The organism is Pseudomonas sp. LF020 (assembly GCF_053456425.1).
This window is the reverse complement of the sequence record NZ_JBRFIX010000008.1, coordinates 80,275-99,673: the sequence shown is the minus strand read 5'-3', so window position 1 is coordinate 99,673 and position 19,399 is coordinate 80,275. Positions and strand designations below refer to the sequence as shown.

The 19,399-nt window shown below is 59.4% G+C and carries 18 protein-coding genes; 10 read left to right on the top strand and 8 right to left on the bottom strand.

Annotated features, from left to right (window positions below; genetic code table 11):
- Positions 1-209 precede the first annotated feature (209 nt).
- Both ACU680_RS19345 and ACU680_RS19340 read right to left on the bottom strand, forming a co-directional pair.
- Complete coding sequence (locus ACU680_RS19345; protein WP_027613969.1) at positions 210-1,175, bottom strand: M29 family metallopeptidase; 966 nt, start codon at positions 1,173-1,175, stop codon at positions 210-212.
- 71 nt (positions 1,176-1,246) lie between these two features.
- On the bottom strand, positions 1,247-1,384 hold the full coding sequence (locus ACU680_RS19340) for a hypothetical protein (RefSeq protein WP_003222780.1): 138 nt from the start codon (positions 1,382-1,384) through the stop codon (positions 1,247-1,249).
- 892 nt (positions 1,385-2,276) lie between these two features.
- Here ACU680_RS19340 and ACU680_RS19335 point away from each other — a divergent pair.
- The 3 genes from ACU680_RS19335 (at position 2,277) to ACU680_RS19325 (ending at position 5,825) form a co-directional block, all read left to right on the top strand.
- Positions 2,277-3,695, top strand: coding sequence for an amino acid permease (locus ACU680_RS19335; RefSeq protein ID WP_448180273.1), 1,419 nt, complete (start codon positions 2,277-2,279; stop codon positions 3,693-3,695).
- A 183-nt stretch (positions 3,696-3,878) separates the two neighbouring features.
- Positions 3,879-4,292 carry an alternative ribosome rescue aminoacyl-tRNA hydrolase ArfB gene (gene arfB, locus ACU680_RS19330; RefSeq protein WP_007965520.1) on the top strand — a complete coding sequence of 138 codons (414 nt, stop codon included), beginning with the start codon at positions 3,879-3,881 and terminating at the stop codon, positions 4,290-4,292.
- A 231-nt stretch (positions 4,293-4,523) separates the two neighbouring features.
- The gene (locus ACU680_RS19325) at positions 4,524-5,825 is read left to right on the top strand and encodes a hypothetical protein (RefSeq protein ID WP_448180272.1); all 1,302 of its coding nucleotides are present in this window, start codon (positions 4,524-4,526) and stop codon (positions 5,823-5,825) included.
- A 63-nt stretch (positions 5,826-5,888) separates the two neighbouring features.
- Here the strand turns inward: ACU680_RS19325 and ACU680_RS19320 are convergent, their stop codons facing one another.
- The 6 genes from ACU680_RS19320 to phhA form a co-directional block, all read right to left on the bottom strand.
- Positions 5,889-7,088 carry an MFS transporter gene (locus ACU680_RS19320; RefSeq protein ID WP_448180271.1) on the bottom strand — a complete coding sequence of 400 codons (1,200 nt, stop codon included), beginning with the start codon at positions 7,086-7,088 and terminating at the stop codon, positions 5,889-5,891.
- Between the two features lie 102 nt (positions 7,089-7,190).
- Complete coding sequence (locus ACU680_RS19315; protein WP_007965516.1) at positions 7,191-7,373, bottom strand: hypothetical protein; 183 nt, start codon at positions 7,371-7,373, stop codon at positions 7,191-7,193.
- Between the two features lie 69 nt (positions 7,374-7,442).
- The gene (locus ACU680_RS19310; protein ID WP_367083791.1) at positions 7,443-7,574 is read right to left on the bottom strand and encodes a hypothetical protein; all 132 of its coding nucleotides are present in this window, start codon (positions 7,572-7,574) and stop codon (positions 7,443-7,445) included.
- Between the two features lie 251 nt (positions 7,575-7,825).
- Positions 7,826-9,019 carry an amino acid aminotransferase gene (locus tag ACU680_RS19305; RefSeq protein ID WP_448180270.1) on the bottom strand — a complete coding sequence of 398 codons (1,194 nt, stop codon included), beginning with the start codon at positions 9,017-9,019 and terminating at the stop codon, positions 7,826-7,828.
- Positions 9,019-9,375 (bottom strand): 4a-hydroxytetrahydrobiopterin dehydratase, encoded by a 357-nt coding sequence (locus ACU680_RS19300; RefSeq protein ID WP_003222798.1) that lies wholly within the window; start codon positions 9,373-9,375, stop codon positions 9,019-9,021. Before ACU680_RS19300 ends, ACU680_RS19305 begins: the two co-directional genes overlap by 1 nt.
- 118 nt (positions 9,376-9,493) lie before the next feature.
- Positions 9,494-10,285, bottom strand: a complete 792-nt coding sequence (phhA, locus tag ACU680_RS19295; protein ID WP_007965510.1) for a phenylalanine 4-monooxygenase — start codon at positions 10,283-10,285, stop codon at positions 9,494-9,496.
- Positions 10,286-10,675: 390 nt separating this feature from the next.
- Between phhA and ACU680_RS19290 the strand changes: the two genes are divergently transcribed.
- From ACU680_RS19290 to flgK, 7 genes are all read left to right on the top strand, one after another.
- Complete coding sequence (locus ACU680_RS19290) at positions 10,676-12,238, top strand: sigma-54-dependent transcriptional regulator (RefSeq protein ID WP_448180269.1); 1,563 nt, start codon at positions 10,676-10,678, stop codon at positions 12,236-12,238.
- Positions 12,239-12,589: 351 nt separating this feature from the next.
- Positions 12,590-13,330: a flagellar basal body rod protein FlgF gene (locus ACU680_RS19285; protein ID WP_007965507.1), complete on the top strand. Its 741-nt coding sequence runs from the start codon at positions 12,590-12,592 to the stop codon at positions 13,328-13,330.
- A 45-nt stretch (positions 13,331-13,375) separates the two neighbouring features.
- Positions 13,376-14,161 carry a flagellar basal-body rod protein FlgG gene (flgG, locus tag ACU680_RS19280; RefSeq protein WP_003222804.1) on the top strand — a complete coding sequence of 262 codons (786 nt, stop codon included), beginning with the start codon at positions 13,376-13,378 and terminating at the stop codon, positions 14,159-14,161.
- 51 nt (positions 14,162-14,212) lie between these two features.
- Complete coding sequence (gene flgH, locus ACU680_RS19275; RefSeq protein WP_007965503.1) at positions 14,213-14,908, top strand: flagellar basal body L-ring protein FlgH; 696 nt, start codon at positions 14,213-14,215, stop codon at positions 14,906-14,908.
- A 27-nt stretch (positions 14,909-14,935) separates the two neighbouring features.
- Positions 14,936-16,024, top strand: coding sequence for a flagellar basal body P-ring protein FlgI (locus ACU680_RS19270; RefSeq protein WP_150113624.1), 1,089 nt, complete (start codon positions 14,936-14,938; stop codon positions 16,022-16,024).
- An 11-nt stretch (positions 16,025-16,035) separates the two neighbouring features.
- Positions 16,036-17,322 (top strand): flagellar assembly peptidoglycan hydrolase FlgJ, encoded by a 1,287-nt coding sequence (gene flgJ / locus ACU680_RS19265; protein WP_007965499.1) that lies wholly within the window; start codon positions 16,036-16,038, stop codon positions 17,320-17,322.
- Between the two features lie 21 nt (positions 17,323-17,343).
- Positions 17,344-19,389 (top strand): flagellar hook-associated protein FlgK, encoded by a 2,046-nt coding sequence (flgK, locus tag ACU680_RS19260; protein ID WP_367083802.1) that lies wholly within the window; start codon positions 17,344-17,346, stop codon positions 19,387-19,389.
- Positions 19,390-19,399 lie beyond the last annotated feature (10 nt).

Below are 19,399 nucleotides of genomic sequence, written 5' to 3'. Positions count from 1 at the left end.
AAGCTTCGAGCTAACACAAAAACGCCAACCGCAGGGTTGGCGTTTTTTTTCGTCTGGCGAAAGGTATGTGGTGCTTTTGAGGGCCTCATCGCTGGCAAGCCAGCTCCCACATGGATCTGCGGTGTTCACAGGATTTATGCAGCGCAACAAAAACCTGTGGGAGCTGGCTTGCCAGCGATGACGCCAATGCAGCCACCTAATATGCAGGATCAGAACACAAACCGCCCGTCAAACACCGGCTTGTCATCCAGCGCCAAAACGCCGCCAGAAAAGATCAGGTCCAGGTGATGACTGCCTTTCGCGCCACCGCCGAGGCCCAGGTGCAGGCCGCAATGGCGCTCCTCGAAGCCGGCGTTGCGCGCGTACAGATCTTTCACCCCTTCGTTGGTACCAATCCCCAGCTCCTCAATGCGCCGGTTCGACGGGTTGGCGTCCAGGTACTTGTTGAAATCATGCTCCAGCCCCGGCACGTCGGTGGCGATGCGGCTGATGGTCGAGTTCTCGATCCACAGTTCCAGTGGCGATTCGAGCACACCGTACTTGCGCGCAAACGGGATGGTGCTGAGGAACGTACCCTTGAATTTCACATGGCCGTTGATGGCTTCGCTGTGGGTGGCGATTTCGCCGGGGGCCAGGTCGAAGTTGCCGACGCCGTTGATGTCGGTCCACTTCTTGATGCTGCTCAGCGGTGTTTCGAACCGCGAACCATGTTCGTCGGTAAAGCTTAGTGTGGTGGCCTGGGACATGCGCTGGATCAGGTGACTGTTGAGCCCGGCGATACGCTGCGGGGTGACGCTGAAGGTGTCGTAGAAATAGTCGCCGTAATCCTTGAACAGCAGCGACTTCTTCCAGTTTTCCGCCATCACGCCTTGCAAGGCGCGAACGAACTCCGGGCCGTCGGGGCGCGGGTTGGGCAGGGTGGAAGAGTCGTAGAAGAAAATGTACAGATCGCTGTCGGCAATCGCTGCGGTCAGCGTGGCGGTGCTTTCCAGGTCCAGGCGACGGGCACTGAACGTGAAGCGGGGATGATCGCCGGCCTGTTCGGCGATGGCGCCGGTCAGGGCTTCGTAATCGGCAGTGTGGCCGAGCAGTACCTTCGCCGAGTCGAGCCCGGCAAGGGCAGGGTGATGTTCGAGGTAGTAAAGGAAATGCGAGATCGCGCGGGGCTTATCCATGAGTCCTCCCTGACTGACCGTGAAGAAAGCGGCAGGCACGACCGGCCGGATCGTGCCTGCCCGGGGATGTCTTACAGAGGCCACATCGCCGTGCCGAACGGAACCACCGCGTCGGCTTGCATCATTTCCACGGCGGCCTCATGGGTCGGTGCTTCGAACCATTCGTCCAGTTGCAGTTCGGTGTCCAGGTCTTTTTCCAGTGCTTGCATGGTCGATCTCCTAGATGACTTTCACGGTTATGACTGGCCGGTCGAGTTGGCCGGCAAGACGTGAAGAACCTAGTTCAGGGTGTTTTGTAATGCAAAAAATTATTTATTTAAAATTTAAATAAACTTTTTATTCTGTTTTTAAGCGGCGGATTTCTTATTTGAAAACAAAAAACTAAGCGGCAACTTTCATTAGCAAGCTTGCTACCGTCAATTTGCAGACGTCCTACAGAATTTTCCGAAATGGAAAATCTGCGTTACGCCTCGTAAAGAAAAGTTTACGAAAATCACGATGAAGCCCAGTGGATTTACCCCCTTGCCGACGCTGTAAGGAAAACCTGCCGAAGCCCGGCTGCAAAGGCGTCGCGCAGGGCTCTGGCGCGCTTGTTTCAGCGCCGTTTGCAAGGTGAGATGCGCCTCATGCCTGTCGTGCAGGTACATAACAAGAAGGAGGCGCAATGAACGCCGAGATTGATCTTCACTTCTCTCCGTGGGGCGGTTTTTCGCACGTCCCCGTCGATGGCCTGCAAAGGCCTGACTCAATTTTTGCAGCCGCCCGGACATCTCGAGGCGGACCCACGCAATCCCGGCAAGCGCCACGCTGATCCAGCGGGGTCTGGCAGCAGGGGGTTAGCGGTGTACAATGCGCCGCGTTTTAACTGTGACCCTCTGCGTAATCGCAAAACCTCAAGGCCATCCGCCTTGTTCACTCCGCCGCGTCACAAGCGTGTCGGGTTCGATTTCGTCACAGATAAAAACAAACAGGTGACGCATGACCGTTGTAAGAAAGCTGAATTCCTGGTGCTTGCGCTGGGGTTTGATCGGGGTTGTCTGAAATCGCAACCTTGCAGCAACGTCTACTGAACATCATCAAACCTTGCGTGAGACCTTTTTCATGAGTGGACAACCCTCGCAATCAGGCGAGCTGAAACGCGGCCTGAAAAATCGCCACATTCAACTGATCGCCCTCGGTGGCGCGATCGGTACCGGATTGTTCCTCGGCTCGGCCGGGGTGCTGAAATCCGCCGGCCCGTCGATGATCCTCGGCTATGCCATCTGCGGCTTCATCGCCTTCATGATCATGCGCCAGCTCGGCGAGATGATCGTCGAAGAGCCGGTGGCCGGTTCCTTCAGCCATTTCGCGCACAAGTACTGGGGCGGTTTTGCCGGTTTCCTGTCGGGCTGGAACTGCTGGATTCTGTACATTCTGGTGGGCATGTCAGAGCTGACCGCGGTCGGCAAGTACATCCACTACTGGGCGCCGGACATCCCGACCTGGGTCACCGCTGCCGCCTTCTTCGTGCTGATCAACGCGATCAACCTGGCCAACGTCAAAGTCTTCGGTGAAGCCGAGTTCTGGTTCGCGATCATCAAGGTCGTGGCGATCGTCGGCATGATTGCGCTGGGCAGCTACCTGCTGGTCAGCGGCCATGGCGGCCCGCAGGCCTCGGTCAGCAACCTGTGGTCGCACGGCGGGTTCTTCCCCAACGGCGTCAGCGGTCTGGTGATGGCGATGGCGATCATCATGTTTTCCTTCGGTGGCCTGGAAATGCTCGGTTTCACCGCCGCTGAAGCCGACAAGCCGAAGACCGTGATCCCGAAAGCGATCAATCAGGTGATCTACCGCATCCTGATTTTCTACATCGGCGCGCTGGTGATCCTGCTGTCGCTGACCCCATGGGACAGCCTGCTGGCGACGCTCAACGCGTCCGGCGATTCGTACAGCGGCAGCCCGTTCGTGCAGGTGTTCTCGATGCTCGGCAGCAACACCGCCGCGCACATCCTCAACTTCGTGGTGCTGACCGCGGCGCTGTCGGTGTACAACAGCGGCACTTACTGCAACAGCCGCATGCTGCTGGGCATGGCCGAGCAGGGCGATGCGCCGAAAGGTCTGGCGAAGATCGACAAGCGCGGCGTGCCGGTGCGTTCGATCCTGGCGTCGGCAGCGGTCACGCTGGTGGCGGTGCTGCTCAACTATCTGATCCCGCAGCAGGCGCTGGAACTGCTGATGTCGCTGGTGGTTGCAACGCTGGTAATCAACTGGGCGATGATCAGCTTCTCGCACTTCAAGTTCCGTCAGCACATGAACAGGACGCAGCAGACGCCACTGTTCAAGGCGCTGTGGTACCCGTACGGCAACTACATCTGTCTGGCGTTCGTCGCGTTCATCCTTGGTGTGATGCTGCTGATCCCGGGCATCCAGATCTCGGTGTACGCGATTCCGGTGTGGGTCGTGTTCATGTGGGTCTGCTACGTGATCAAGAACAAGCGCGGTGCGCAGCAGGCGCTGCACGCGGCGAGTGCCTCCAAGTAAGCGCTGAGGCAACAAACGACAAACCCGGCCAATGTGCCGGGTTTTTTATTGCCCCTGTAGGAGCTGCCGAAGGCTGCGATCTTTTGATCTTGATCTTTAAAACAGATCAAAAGATCGCAGCCTTCGGCAGCTCCTACAGGGTTGATGGCGTATCCTGCGGGTTCTGATTACGGATGCTTTTCCATGCTGGTGATTTCCAACAACGTGCATCTGCCGGATGCCGAGATCGAATTGACGGCCATTCGCGCGCAAGGCGCCGGTGGACAGAACGTCAACAAGGTCTCCAGCGCCGTGCACCTGCGCTTCGACATTCCGGCCTCGTCCTTGCCCGAGTTCTACAAGGAGCGGCTGCTGGCGCTGCGTGACAGTCGCATCACCAGCGATGGCGTGCTGATCATCAAGGCTCAGCAATACCGCACGCAGGAAGCCAACCGTGCCGATGCGCTGGAGCGTCTGGTCGAGCTGATCCTCAGCGCCACCAAGGTCGAAAAGAAGCGCCGCCCGACCAAGCCGACCCTCGGCTCGAAGAAGCGCCGGCTCGAATCCAAGACCAAGCGCGGCAACATCAAGGCTGGTCGTGGCAAGGTGGATTTTTAAGGTTTGGCGTCCTGAAAGTGTTCCATTCCATCAGGAGCGGGCATTGTATCCATTGCGCACCACTCAACTTAAATGAGTTCCCGAATGTTGAAGTACACGTGCACATAAGAAAATCAATCAACTTTTGTTTTCTTATAACTAATCGGTCTACCAGACTGTCATATCTGACAGGTGTGCCGGATTGCTATTGCACGTTTACTGAGCTCTCTTTTCTTGATTGAGCAAAAGCAAATGAGCAACTTAATTGATGGGCGTGGTGCTCCTGATACTGATTTTGGTGTGCGCAGCGAGGTTGTTTTATATGGAGAACAAGGTCAGAGGCTTCAAGCTCGGGTCGTCACTCTCCTCTCAAATCCGAACAGGATTCTCTGCGGCGCAACTGACGAGGCGCGGCAAGAAACTTACCTGTCCATGCTTGATGAGGAAGGACGTATCGACAAAAGCTTCGGCAATTCGGGTAGTGTTGTTTTTAAACTCTCGGAATTTTTTCCTGGGTGGGATTTGGCGCAGCCCTATAGCGTGAAATTTGATAGTGTTCATAGTAAGTATGTGTTGGGGTTCTTCGCTCGTAAAGACGGCTTTAATCGTGCTACCGGCCTGGCTCGATTCGATTTGAATGGGGAGTTCGATGAAGGGTTTGGCAGCAAAGGCATCATGCTGTGGTTTCCAGATTTGAAGGAGGTTGTTCCTGCAAGTTCAGATGTTCCGAAGGTGAAGCAACTTCTGGCGGATAAGGGGCGCGACTACCACGGAACTATGGAATTATTGGACGATGGCGGCGTTTTGCTTCTGACCACGCTTGACTACAGAGGATCTTTTGATAGAGCTTATGTGGTCAAGTTAAAAAATAACGGTAGTTTGGACGTAGTGTTCGGTAATCGCGGGTATGTACTTGTTTTTCGAGGTTCATCTGCTTCGGTCATAGGGCAGGATATGTTTCGTCAAGGTGTTGGTTATGTTGTCGCCGCTTCAGAAGGCCTTCGTGATAAAAGTTGGTTTGTTGGTCGGTATGATGCCCGTGGTGATCTTGACTCCAGTTTTGGGGTCGAAGGATATTATGATGGAGTCCCTTCGGTTAAAAACGTCATTCTGAAACGCGACGATCGTTCTCAGTTTTATATTGTAGGTACTTCGGATAATGGAGTTCCGCAGTATCTATATCTCCAGCTTCAACGTCGCGGGCTCGAAGGCGAGGAAGATCCACTTTTTGGCAAACAAGGATGGGGAGGATATATCAAAGATTATTTCAGCGATATCTATATAACCAAAGCAGCCCTCTATAATTTGAAATCAACCGCCGTGGTAGCAGGTTATGCTTATTTGAGTGGCGGGTCGGATAGCCAGGCATTTATTGCCAGTCTTGAACAAGACATGGGGTGGGATGAGGGGTTTGGTGATGGTGGAAAGATTGTATTTCCAGAAAAAGATCAGATTATTCACGATCTCGCGGTCCAGGAAGATCGAAAAATTGTGTTTGTTTCCAGTAAAAATAGAGAGCGCGGTAGCTTCGCCATCTTCCGTTTGCATGGTTAGCGTATAAAAGCTGCAGGTGTTTATTGGCCATTCGGAACCACCTGAATGGCCAATATTGGGCGATTACTGAAAGTGGTGTTTTGCTGTAATGCGGTACAAATACACACTCAGGATCAGGCCGCTCAGTGAGGCGACAGCGGCAAACAGGAAGATCGAAGCAAAACCGAAGCCCGACGCAATGGCCCCAGCCAACGGCCCGGTGATCCCCAGTGACAAATCGATGAACAGCGAATAGGCGCCGACTGCCGCGCCGCGGCTGGAGGCCGGTACCAGATTCACCGCCTCCACGCCCAGCGCCGGGAACACCAGCGAGAAACCGAAACCGCTGAGTGCTGCCCCGGCCAGCGCCCAATGCGCATCCGGTGCCAGCCACAGCAGCAACAGCCCAAGGGTTTCCACCGACAGGCAGGCAATCGCCACGCGAAAGCCGCCGAGACGGTTGATCAGGTTGCCGAACAGCAGGCGCGCGCCGATGAAGCTGGCGCCGAACAGGCTCAGGCACAGCACCGCGTTATCCCAGTGCCGGGTGGCGTAATACAGGGTGATGAAGGTGGCGATGGTACCGAACCCGATCGAGCCTAGCGCCAGGCCGCAGCCGTGCGGAAAGACGCGACCGAGCACATGCATGAACGGCAAGCGCTCGCCGGCGACAATCGGCGCCGCGGTTTTCGGCCACGCCAGCAGCAGGCCCAGCGCTGCCAGCAGAATGATGCTGACGCCCATGCTCCACAATCCCAGCTGGCCGACCAGCCACACGCCGAACGGCGCGCCCACCGCCAGCGCGCCGTAACTGGCGATGCCGTTCCACGAGATGACTTTGGCGGTGTTCGCCGCGCCAACGCGGCCGATGCCCCAGCCGATCGAGCCGGAGCCGACCAGGCTTTCCGCGCTGCCCAGCACCAGACGACCGATCAACAGGCTGATCAGACTGAGCATCGGCAGGTTCGGTGTCCAGGCCGAAATCAGCATGAACACGCCGCTCAAGCCGCAACCGGCCAGCCCGATCATCACTGCGCGTTTACTGCCCTGGTTGTCGATGATTTTGCCGGCGTACGGGCGGCTGAGCAGGGTGGCGAGGTATTGCACGCTGATCACCAGACCGGCGATCACTGCGCCAAAGCCTAGGTCACTGTGGACGTAACCCGGCAGCACCGCGAGCGGAATGCCGATGTTCAGATAGCCGATAAAGGTGAAGAGAACAATAGAGACGACTTGCAGCGTGACCGCCAGGGGGCGCTGCGGTTCGGGTATAGAGGACGACATGGGGAACGATCCACGGCAAAGCAGGATTAGATAGGCTGCTTATGATACCGGCGCGGACGTGTCAGGGGCGGGGAAAAGTAAAACTATTTCCGGGCGCTGGCTTCAGGGTTTGGCCGGGGCGACCAATTGTGTGGTGACCAGAGCGGCGAGAGCGTTTTCTTCGCTGCCGAAACGGGCGAGCAGGGCGGCCTGCTTTTCCGGGGAGAGGCGCTGCCAGATCTCGATCATTTTCTCGGTGGCGCCGATCAGGACGGCGGCTTGGCTTTCAGAGAATTCGTCGGTCATGGCGGGCTCGGTTTCAGGCAGTGTGGAAAGCGCATCTTAGCGCTTTCCACACGGTCTGTACGGCGGGTTTTACTCTTCGCTGTCGGCCTGGCGGCTCTCAACGGCTTCTTTCTGCTCGGGCTGCTCCGCGCCGGCTTGTTGCGTGGTCGTCTGCTCAGGTACGTGCAGGCTTGGGAAGGGGAGATTAGGAATCTCGTGCATGGTTGCGCTCCTCGCTAAGTCTGTTGATAGATCTGGTAGATCCGCGCTTCTTGAAAGCCTGCGCAGGATACAGCAGGAAAAATGACAAACAGACTTTTAATTCAAAATAATGCGACAGATGGCCGCAGGGGGAGGCGCCGCGAACAAATGCAGGAGCTGCCGAAGGCTGCGATCTTTTGACTTTGATTTTAAAAACAAAGATCAAAAGATCGCAGCCTTCGGCAGCTCCTACAGGGTTTGTGTGGCTGGATCTATTTGCTGACGTCAGCGATGGCTTGTGCCAGCAATGCAAGGCGGGTGGCATCGATCCCGGCGACGTTGGCGCGGCCTGAGCTGACCATGTACACGCTGTGCTGCTCACGCAGCTGTTTGACCTGCTCCGGTGACAGCCCGGTGTAGGAGAACATGCCGCGTTGCACGCCAATGTGCGCAAAGCGCTCGCGCAAGCCGTGCGGTTCCAGCGCTTCGACCAGACCGCTGCGCAACTGGGCAATGCGCAGGCGCATGGCTTCCACTTCGTCGGCCCAGCGGGCTTTCAGCTCCGGATCGGCGAGGATGGTCGCGACCACGGCCGCACCGTGATCCGGTGGCGTTGACCACAGGTTGCGGGCGATGTTGGCCAGTTGACTGCGAATGTCGGTCAGCTTGTCGGCGGTTTTCGCGCAGACAATCAATGCGCCGGTGCGGTCGCGATACAGGCCGAAGTTCTTCGAGCAGGAACTGGTAATCAGCAGCTCGGGTACTTCGGCGGCGAACAGCCGGGTCGACCACGCGTCCTGCTCCAGACCATCGCCAAAGCCCTGGTAGGCAAAGTCGATCAGCGGCAGCAGGTCACGGCGACGCACGACGTCGAGCACGCGCTGCCAGTCGTCATGGTTCAGGTCGAAACCGGTCGGGTTGTGGCAGCACGCATGCAGCAGCACCACGTCGCCTTGCGGCACTTCGTTGAGCACGGCAAGCATGGCATTGACGTCGAGTCGGTTGTCGCTGCCCACGTAGGGGTAGTGACTGACCTTGACCCCGGCCGCAGCAAAGATAGTTTCGTGGATCGGCCAGGTCGGGTTGCTCAGCCACACGCCCTTGCCCGGCAGGCACTGGGCAATGAAGTCGGCCGCCAGACGCAGCGCGCCAGTGCCGCCCGGGGTCTGGGTGGCGCCGGCGCGCTGTTCGGCGATCAGCTTCGAGTCGGCGCCGAGCACCAGCTCATTGACGACCTTGCCGAACAATGGATTGCCGTGCCCGCCGATGTAGGTCTTGGTGTCCTGGCTTTCGACCAGTCGCGCCTCGGCGATTTTCACCGCTTCGGGGATCGGCGTCAGGCCCTGGGCATCCTTGTAGACGCCAACGCCGAGGTCGAACTTGCGCGGGTTAGTGTCCTGCGCATAGGCCTCCATCAAACCGAGGATCGGGTCGCCGGGTACCCGGCCGATGGCGTCGAAGTGCATTACTTGCGTCCTTCTGCGGTCTTGGCCACTTCGTCAGTGCGTGCGGCCATGATGAAGTCGTTGCGGTGCAGGCCTTTGATCGAGTGGCTCCACCAGGTCACAGTGACTTTGCCCCACTCGGTCAGCAGACCCGGGTGGTGACCTTCGGCCTCGGAGATCTCGCCGACGGCGTTGGTGAAGGCCAGTGCGTGTTTGAAGTTCTTGAACAGGAAGACCTTCTCCAGCTGCATGATGCTGTCGCGTACTTCGATGTTCCAGTCCGGGATCTGCTTGATCAGGATCGGCAGTTCTTCGTCGCTGACTTGTGGTGCATCGGCACGGCAGGCTTCGCAGTGGGCTTGGTTCAAAGTGGACATGGTGTGATTCCTGAAATCGAGTATGTTTTTTTTATAGAAACTATCGGCCCGTCAATGCCGTCACGCTAAACCAAAGTGGCGGCGACTGACAGACTCAATTGTCAGCAAAAGTCGCGGATCACGCGGCTTTCGGTTTTGGCGGAAATTTCGGTGCGTGCAACCCCAGCTGCATGCCCTGGCGGACCATGGCCATGATGTCTTCATGGGCAACGTCGAACAGGCGCTTGAGGTTTGGCAGGACGAAGTACAGCGGCTGCAGGATGTCGATGCGATACGGCGTGCGCATGGCTTCAAGCGGATCGAAGGCCTGATGCTCGGGCTCGTCCGACAGCGAGTAAACGGTCTCCTTGGGCGAGGACAGGATGCCGCCGCCGTAGATGCGTTTGCCTTGCGGGGTATCGACCAGACCGAACTCGATGGTCATCCAGTACAGGCGCGCCAGGTACACGCGCTCTTCCTTGGTGGCCTGCAGGCCGAGCTTGCCGTAGGTGTGCGTGAATTCGGCGAACCAGGGGTTGGTCAGCAGCGGGCAGTGGCCGAAGATCTCGTGAAAAATGTCCGGCTCTTGCAGGTAATCCAGTTCTTCGCGGGTACGAATGAACGTGGCCACCGGAAACTGTTTGCTGGCGAGCAATTCGAAGAAGGTCTGGAAGGGGATCAGTGCCGGGACGCGGGCAACCTGCCAACCGGTGGTCTCACCGAGCACCTTGTTGATCTCGCCCAGCTGCGGAATGCGGTCGTGGGGCAGGCCGAGTTTTTCGATACCGTCCAGGTATTCCTGGCACGCGCGACCCTCGATCACTTTCAACTGGCGGGTGATCAGCGTGTTCCACACCGCGTGTTCTTCGGCGGGGTAGTCGATAAAACCTTGCGCATCGGGCTCGCGGGCCACGTATTGCGTCTGCTTCATACTGCTCTCCTGCTAGGGGAATTCGTTCTTGTTATGTCCAGCGATGGATTCAGAATTACCTGAGAGCGGGGTGGGATGCAGCAGGTTGAATGTGCTTCTTGTAGGAAAAGCCGCTGGATTTCGTAAAAAAATCGTTACGCTTTGGCGCGTATCTCGCGTTTGCGGTGATTTTCAGGTTTGAAAGCGGCAGTGGCTGTCACATAATCTTGACAACAATCTGCGCGCCTCGACAGAAAAATGGGTTCCGGGCGCACCGCAATACCCTGTGGGAGCGAGCTTGCTCGCGAAAGCGTTAGGTCTGACACATCAATGTTGGATGTGCTGACGCCTTCGCGAGCAAGCTCGCTCCCACAGGAGTTGTGTTCAATCCCAATTTTTCGGGTCATTCATATGCGTATCAAAGTCCACTGCCAAAACCGCATCGGCATCCTGCGCGACATCCTCAACTTGTTGGTGGAGTACGGGATCAACGTGGCGCGCGGCGAGGTCGGTGGTGAGCACGGCAATGCGATCTACCTGCACTGCCCGAACCTCATCAACATCCAGTTCCAGGCGCTGCGGCCCAAATTCGAGGCGATTGCCGGGGTGTTTGGCGTCAAGCGCGTCGGGCTGATGCCCAGCGAGCGTCGGCACATGGAGCTGAACGCGTTGCTCGGCGCGCTGGAATTCCCGGTGCTGTCGATCGACATGGGCGGCTCGATCGTTGCTGCCAACCGCGCGGCGGCGCAGTTGCTCGGAGTGCGCGTGGATGAAGTGCCGGGGATTCCGCTGTCGCGCTATGCCGAGGATTTCGACCTGCCGGAACTGGTGCGCGCCAACAAATCGCGAATCAACGGCATGCGCGTCAAGGTCAAGGGCGACATCTTTCTCGCCGACATCGCGCCGCTGCAATCGGAACATGACGACAGTGAGGCCATGGCCGGTGCGGTACTGACCTTGCACCGCGCCGATCGCGTCGGCGAGCGCATCTATAACGTGCGTAAACAGGAGCTGCGCGGCTTCGACAGTATTTTCCAGAGTTCGAAGGTAATGGCCGCTGTCGTGCGTGAAGCGCGGCGCATGGCGCCGCTGGATGCGCCGCTATTGATCGAAGGCGAAACCGGCACCGGCAAAGAATTGCTCGCCCGCGCCTGTCACCTCGCCAGTCCGCGCGGGCAGTCGCCGCTGATGGCGCTTAACTGCGCAGGACTTCCGGAGTCGATGGCCGAGACCGAACTGTTCGGCTACGGCCCCGGCGCGTTCGAAGGGGCGCGCGCCGAAGGCAAGCTTGGCCTGCTGGAGCTGACGGCAGGCGGCACCCTGTTCCTCGATGGCGTCGGCGAAATGAGCCCGCGCTTGCAGGTGAAGCTGCTGCGCTTTCTGCAGGACGGCTGCTTCCGCCGGGTCGGCAGTGATGAAGAGGTGTATCTGGATGTGCGGGTGATCTGCGCGACCCAGGTCGACCTGTCCGAATTGTGCGCGCGCGGCGAGTTTCGTCAGGATCTGTATCACCGCTTGAACGTGCTGTCGCTGCACATCCCGCCGCTGCGCGAATGCCTCGACGGTTTGACTCCGCTGGTGGAGCACTTCCTCGATCAGGCCAGCCGACAGATCGGCTGCTCGCTGCCGAAACTGGCGCCGGCGGCGATGGATCGCCTCAGTCATTATCACTGGCCGGGCAACGTGCGGCAGCTGGAGAACGTGCTGTTCCAGGCGGTTTCGCTGTGCGAGGGTGGCACGGTCAAGGTCGAACACATCCGCCTGCCGGACTACGGCGTGCGTCAGCCGCTTGGCGATTTCTCGCTGGAGGGTGGGCTGGACGAGATCGTCGGGCGCTTTGAAAAAGCGGTGCTGGAGCACTTGTATTCCGAGCACCCGAGCAGTCGGCAACTGGGGAAGCGGTTGGGGGTTTCGCACACCACCATTGCCAACAAGCTGCGTGAATACGAAGTCGGTAAAGATTCTGCCGAGTAACCATTGTGGCGAGGGAGCTTGCTCCCGCTCGGCTGCGCAGCAGTCGTAAACCGGATCAATGCGGTTTGTCTGATACACCGTATTGAATGGGTTTGGGGTTGCTACGCAACCCAGCGGAAGCAAGCTCCCTCGCCACAGGTTCTTTTTCCATCTGCAAAAATCGGGATTGCCGCCTAGCGGCATAACACCGCCGGTTTTTCGACTTCGATACATTTCCAGTTCCCCCGCAAAACCCCGCAAGTCCTTTGTTTACCGGGCCGCAAGCCGCCAGAAAAAAGTTGGTCTGCAAATTGCTTATGGCTCAGCAGTACAGCGGTGGGCGGCAAACGTCCGGCATGCAGAGGAAAGAGTGTGGACAAGTACCTTTATGTGGCAATGACCGGCGCCAGTCAGAACGCACTGGCGCAAAAGGCCCATGCCAACAACCTGGCGAACATCTCCACCAATGGTTTTCAGCGCGACCTGGAGCAGGCGCGTTCGATGCCGGTGTTCGGTGACAGCTTTCCGGCGCGTGCGTTTGCCATGAGCGAACGGCCCGCCACCGACTTCACCGCCGGTTCGCTGGTGCAGACCGGCCGTGACCTCGACGTGGCCGTGACCGGCAACGGTTTTATTGCCGTGCAGAACCCCAACGGTGGTGAAAGCTACGTGCGCACCGGCAGCCTGAATATCGACGCCCTCGGCGTATTGCGCGCCGGCAACGGCATGCCGGTATTGGGCAATGGCGGTCCGATCGCCGTGCCGCCGGAGCAGCAGGTCGAAGTCGGTGAAGACGGCACCATCAGTATTCGTGCGATGGGCGAAGGCCCGCGCGTCATGGCGGAAGTCGACCGGATCAAGCTGGTCAACCCGGACATCAAGAACCTCAACAAAGGCCTCGATGGCTCGATCTACACCAAGGACGGCCAGCCGGCGCCGGCCGATGCCAACGTCAAACTGGTGTCGGGTTTCCTTGAGTCGAGCAACGTCAATGCCGTGGAAGAAATGACCTCGGTGCTGGCTCTGGCCAAGCAGTTCGAGTTGCACGTCAAGATGATGAACACCGCCAAAGACGACGACCAGGCCATGGCTCGGGTCTTGCAGATCAGCTAATTATCAGAACGTCGCGCCGTAAAACAGGCGCACGAGGAGAATCGAATGCTTCCGGCTCTATGGGTTGCCAAAACCGGTCTGTCCGCCCAGGACACCAACCTGACCACCATTTCCAACAACCTGGCGAACGTCTCGACCACGGGTTTCAAACGTGACCGTGCCGAGTTCCAGGACCTGCTGTACCAGATCAAGCGTCAGCCAGGCGCCCAGTCGACCCAGGACAGCGAACTGCCGTCGGGTCTGCAACTGGGTACCGGTGTGCGCATCGTCGGCACCCAGAAAAACTTCACCGCCGGCAGCCTGCAAACCACCGAGCAGCCGCTGGACATGGCCATCGACGGTCGCGGTTTCTTCCAGATCCTGCAGCCGGACGGCACCACGTCCTACACCCGTGACGGCACCTTCCACCTCGACTCCAATGGCCAGATCGTCAACGCCAGCGGTTTCGCCCTGGAGCCGGCCATCGTCATCCCGAACAACGCGCAGAGCTTCACCGTCGGCACCGACGGCACCGTGTCGATCACGGTGCCAGGCAACCCGGCCGCTCAGGTGATCGGCAACCTGCAAACCGCCGACTTCATCAACCCGGCCGGTCTGCAGGCAGTGGGCAACAACCTGTTCCTGGAAACCGCTGCTTCCGGCGCGCCGCAAATCGGCACCCCGGGCCTGAACGGTTTTGGTACCACGCTGCAGAACACCCTGGAAGGTTCCAACGTCAGCACCGTTGAAGAGATGGTCAACATGATCACCACTCAGCGCGCCTACGAGATGAACTCCAAGGTGATCTCCACCGCCGACCAGATGCTCTCGTTCGTAACGCAGAATCTGTAATCAAGTCTATGGGGCGGCCTGAGGCCGCCAGCAACACCGTGAGGTAGGGTCATGAAACGCTTCGTATCTGTTCTGGCATTGGGTGGGGTCGTCTCGCTCGCGGGCTGCGTCGCACCGACGCCCAAGCCCAATGACCCTTACTACGCTCCGGTGTTGCCGCGCACGCCATTGCCGGCGGCGGCCAACAACGGCTCGATCTATCAGGCCGGTTTCGAACAGAACCTGTACAGCGACCGCAAGGCGTTCCGGGTCGGTGACATCATCACCATCACCCTCAACGAGAAGACTCAGGCGAGCAAGAACGCCAACTCCCAGGTGGCCAAGAACAGCAAGACCGGCATCGGCCTGACTTCGCTGTTCGGCGGCAGTGGCACCACCAACAACCCGTTGGGTGGCAATGACCTGAGCCTGGACGTCGGCTACAGCGGCGACCGTGCGACCAAGGGCGACAGCAAGGCGGCGCAGGGCAACACCCTGACCGGTTCGATCACCGTGACCGTGGCCGATGTGCTGCCCAACGGCATCATCGCCGTGCGCGGTGAGAAGTGGATGACCCTCAATACCGGCGACGAGCTGGTGCGGATCGCAGGTCTGGTGCGTGCCGATGACATCGCCACCGACAACACCGTGTCGTCGACCCGCGTCGCCGATGCGCGCATCACCTACTCGGGCACCGGTTCGTTTGCCGATGCGAGTCAGCCAGGCTGGTTCGACCGTTTCTTCCTCAGCCCGCTGTTCCCTTTCTAGGTGGCTACGTTGAATCTGAAAAGCTTCATGCTGGCGGCGGCCATGATGTCCGCAGCCTTTGGTGCCCACGCCGAGCGGCTGAAAGATATCGCCAGCATTTCCGGCGTGCGTTCCAACCAGTTGATCGGTTACGGCCTGGTGGTCGGGCTTAACGGCACCGGCGACCAGACGACGCAAACCCCGTTTACCCTGCAGACCTTCAACAACATGCTCTCGCAGTTCGGCATCAAGGTGCCGCCAGGGTCGGGCAACGTGCAGTTGAAAAACGTCGCGGCGGTGTCGGTGAGTGCCGATCTGCCGGCGTTCGCCAAACCGGGGCAGCAGGTCGACATCACCGTGTCTTCGATCGGTAACTCCAAGAGCCTGCGCGGCGGCACCCTGTTGCTGACCCCGCTCAAGGGTATCGACGGCAACGTCTACGCCATCGCTCAGGGCAACCTGGTGGTCGGTGGTTTCGATGCCGAAGGTCGTGATGGTTCGAAGATCACCGTCAACGTTCCGTCGGCCGGTCGTATTCCGGGTGGTGCGTCGGTCGAGCGTTCGGTGCCGAGCGGTTTCAACCAGGGCAACAGCCTGACGCTGAACCTCAACCGTTCCGACTTCACCACTGCCAAGCGCATCGTCGACAAGATCAACGACATGCTCGGCCCTGGCGTGGCGCAAGCCATCGACGGTGGCTCGATCCGGGTGACGGCGCCGCTGGATCCGAGCCAGCGCGTCGACTATCTGTCGATCCTCGAAAACCTTGAAGTCGACCCGGGTCAGGCGGTGGCGAAAGTCATCATCAACTCGCGTACCGGCACCATCGTGATCGGCCAGAACGTGAAAGTTTCGCCGGCGGCCGTGACCCACGGCAGCCTGACCGTGACCATCACCGAAGACCCGATCGTCAGCCAGCCGGGCCCGTTGTCCAATGGGCAGACCGCCGTGGTGCCACGCTCGCGGGTCAATGCCCAGCAGGAAGCCAAGCCGATGTTCAAGTTCGGCCCGGGCACCACCCTCGACGAAATCGTGCGGGCGGTGAACCAGGTTGGCGCGGCACCGGGTGACCTGATGGCCATTCTCGAAGCACTGAAGCAGGCCGGCGCGTTGCAAGCCGACCTGATCGTGATCTGAGGACGGCGACCATGGATATGCGCAAAGGCAGTCTGGTGGGCACGGGCGATTCGGGGTCGTACTCCGACCTCAATCGTCTGAACCAGCTCAAGGTCGGCGACAAGAACAGCGACGCGAACATGCGCAAGGTGGCGCAGGAGTTCGAATCGCTGTTCCTCGGCGAAATGCTCAAGTCGATGCGTTCGGCCACCGAGGCGCTGGGTAAAGACAACCCGATGAACACCCCGGCGGCCAAGCAATATCAGGAAATGTACGACCAGCAACTGGCGGTGTCGCTGTCCCGCGAGGGCGGTGGTATCGGTCTGGCCGACGTGCTGATGAAGCAGATGTCGAGGAACAAGCCGCTGGCGCCGGGTGAGGCTGCAGCCGCGTCCGCCGCCAAGCAAGAGGCGGCGAAAGCCGCTGCGGTGCAGACCCCGATTGCTGCCGGCACCACCGCCACCAGCGGGCCGTTATCGCGGCTCAATGGCGAGCGTCCGTTGTGGGCCTCGCGTTCCGGGCGTGTCGCCAATACCGAAGCCTCGCACAGCAATGACATGGCGATGATCAACAAGCGTCGCCTGGCGCTGCCACCAAAGCTGGCCGATCGTTTGCTCGCCGGTCTGGTGCCGTCGGCCACGCCGGCCGCCGCCAATGCGTTGCCGCAACGCACCGCGACCACGGCCGCCACCGGCGCCGGCCCGCTGTACAACGGCGACTGGCTGAGCCGTGCCGAAGACGCCAAGGCGTCCGGCGGGCAGATGCAGATTTACGGCCGGGCAATGGCGCAGATTCCGCTGGCGCCGGCCAAGCGCGCCTTCAGCTCCGCCGACGAATTCGTCAACACCATGCTGCCGATGGCCAAAGAAGCCGCCGCGCGTATTGGCGTCGATCCGCGTTATCTGGTGGCGCAAGCCGCACTGGAAACCGGCTGGGGCAAATCGGTCATGCGCGCCCAGGATGGCAGCAGCAGTCACAACCTGTTCGGGATCAAGGCCAGCAGCAACTGGACCGGCGATTCGGCCCGGGCGATCACCAGCGAGTTCCGCAACGGGCAGATGGTCAAGGAGACGGCGCAGTTCCGTTCCTACGCCTCGTACAAGGACAGTTTCCACGATCTGGTGACTTTGCTGCAGACCAACAATCGCTATCAAGATGTGGTGAAGTCGGCCGATAACCCAGAACAGTTTGTACGCGAGTTGCAAAAGGCCGGTTACGCGACCGACCCGAACTACGCGACGAAGATTTCGCAGATAGCCAAGCAGATGAACAGTTTCGAAAACTACGCTGCGGCCGGCGTTTCCACGACGCCTCTATAAACATACGGTAAGGTTTGAATCATGAGTTTGCTCAATATCGGGATGTCGGGGTTGGCCGCGAGCTCTTCCTCTCTGGCGACGACAGGTAACAACATTGCCAACGTCGACACCGCCGGTTATTCACGCCAGCAAACCGTGCAGGGCACCAAGGCCTCGCAGCAGTTCGGCAACGTCTTCATCGGTACCGGTACCACCCTGGCTGACGTGCGCCGGGTCTACAACTCTTACCTCGAAAACCAGCTGCATACCGCCACCTCGCTCAACAGCGAAGCGGCTGCGTACGGTGCCCAGGCCACTGCGCTGGATGCCTCGATGTCCGATACCAACACTGGCCTGACCGGTGTGCTGCAGAAGTTCTTCACCACAATGCAGGGCGTGGCGACCTCGGCCACTGACGACACTTCTCGTCAGTCGGTGCTGACGGGTGCGCAGGCGCTGACCAGCCGTTTCAATGCGCTGGCCAAACAGCTGAACGATCAGAACACCACGATCAACGGCAACCTGGGCGACATGACCTCCCAGGTCAACAAACTGGCGACTTCGATTGCCAACCTGAACCAGAAGATCGGCGAGATTTCCACCAGCGGCGGCCAGCCGAACGACCTGCTCGACACCCGTAACGAAGCGGTGCGCCAGCTCTCCGAGCTGACCGGTGCACAGGTCGTCGAACGTGGCACCAGTTTTGACGTGTATATCGGCACCGGCCAGCCGCTGGTGATCGGCAACACCACCAACACCCTGAGCACCGTGCCGAGCAAGGACGATCCGACGCGCATGGCCATTCAGATGGACCGTGGCTCAAGCGTCATCGACATCACGTCGGCCATGAGCGGCGGCGAAATCGGCGGCCTGCTGACCTATCGCAAGGAAGTGCTCGATCCGTCGCTCAATGAGCTGGGGCGTGTCGCGCTGGTCGTCGCCGATCAGATCAACAGCCAGCAAGCCCAGGGCATCGACAAGAACGGTGACTTCGGCGCAGCGCTCTTCAACAACATCAACAGTGCCGCGCTGGTCAGTCAGCGCAGCATTGCGCAGTCGGGCAACAGCGCAGGCTCGGGCAACCTCGATGTCACCATCAAGGACACCGGCAAGCTGACCACCAGCGATTATCAGGTGACCTTCACCAGCGCCACCAACTATTCGGTCAAGCGCTCCGATGGCACCGACATGGGCTCGTTCAGCACCACGACGACGCCACCGCCGGTGATCGACGGCTTCACCCTGGCCCTCAACGGCGGCGCCCTGAGCGCTGGCGACACCTTCAAGGTGACGCCGACCCGTAACGCGGCCAGTTCCATCCAGACCGTGCTGACCGATCCGAAGAAAATCGCTGCGGCAGCACCGCTGACCGGGGTGGCCAGTGCCAACAACTCCGGTACCTACACCCAGCCGACGCTGACCGATTCGATCGACATCTACAACCCGGCGTCGCAGACCGAGTTGCAGAATGCGCTCAAATATTCGACGCCGGTCAAACTGGTGTTCGGTGCGGTCGCCAGCGGCAGCCAGTCGTACAACATGGTCGACGCCAAGGGCAACACCATCGGTTCGGGCACCATCGTGCCGGGGCAGGCCAACACCTTGAACCTCAAGGTCGGCATGGTCGACTCCACCGGTGCGCCGGTGATGGACACCACTGTCACGCCGAACGTGCAGAAGACCTTCACCGTGCAGACCACCGTGGGCGCGACGCCGAAGTCCGGCGAGACCTTCACCATCAACCTGACCGGCGCAGCCTCTTCGGACAACCGCAACGCCCAGGCGCTGGTTGGCCTGCAGACCAAGCAGACCGTGGACACCGGCAGCGGCAGCAAAGGCATCAGCTTGACCGACGCCTACAACAAACTGGTGACCAACGTCGGTACCAAGGCTGCGCAGAGCAAGTCCGACAGCGACGCCACTTCGGTGATCCTCGATCAGGCCAAGGGCGCGCGCGATTCGCTGTCCCAGGTCAACCTCGATGAAGAGACCGGCAACCTGGTCAAGTATCAGCAGTACTACACAGCGTCTTCGCAGATCATCAAAGCTGCGCAGGAAACTTTCGCCACGCTGATCAACAGTCTTTAAGGAGTCGTAA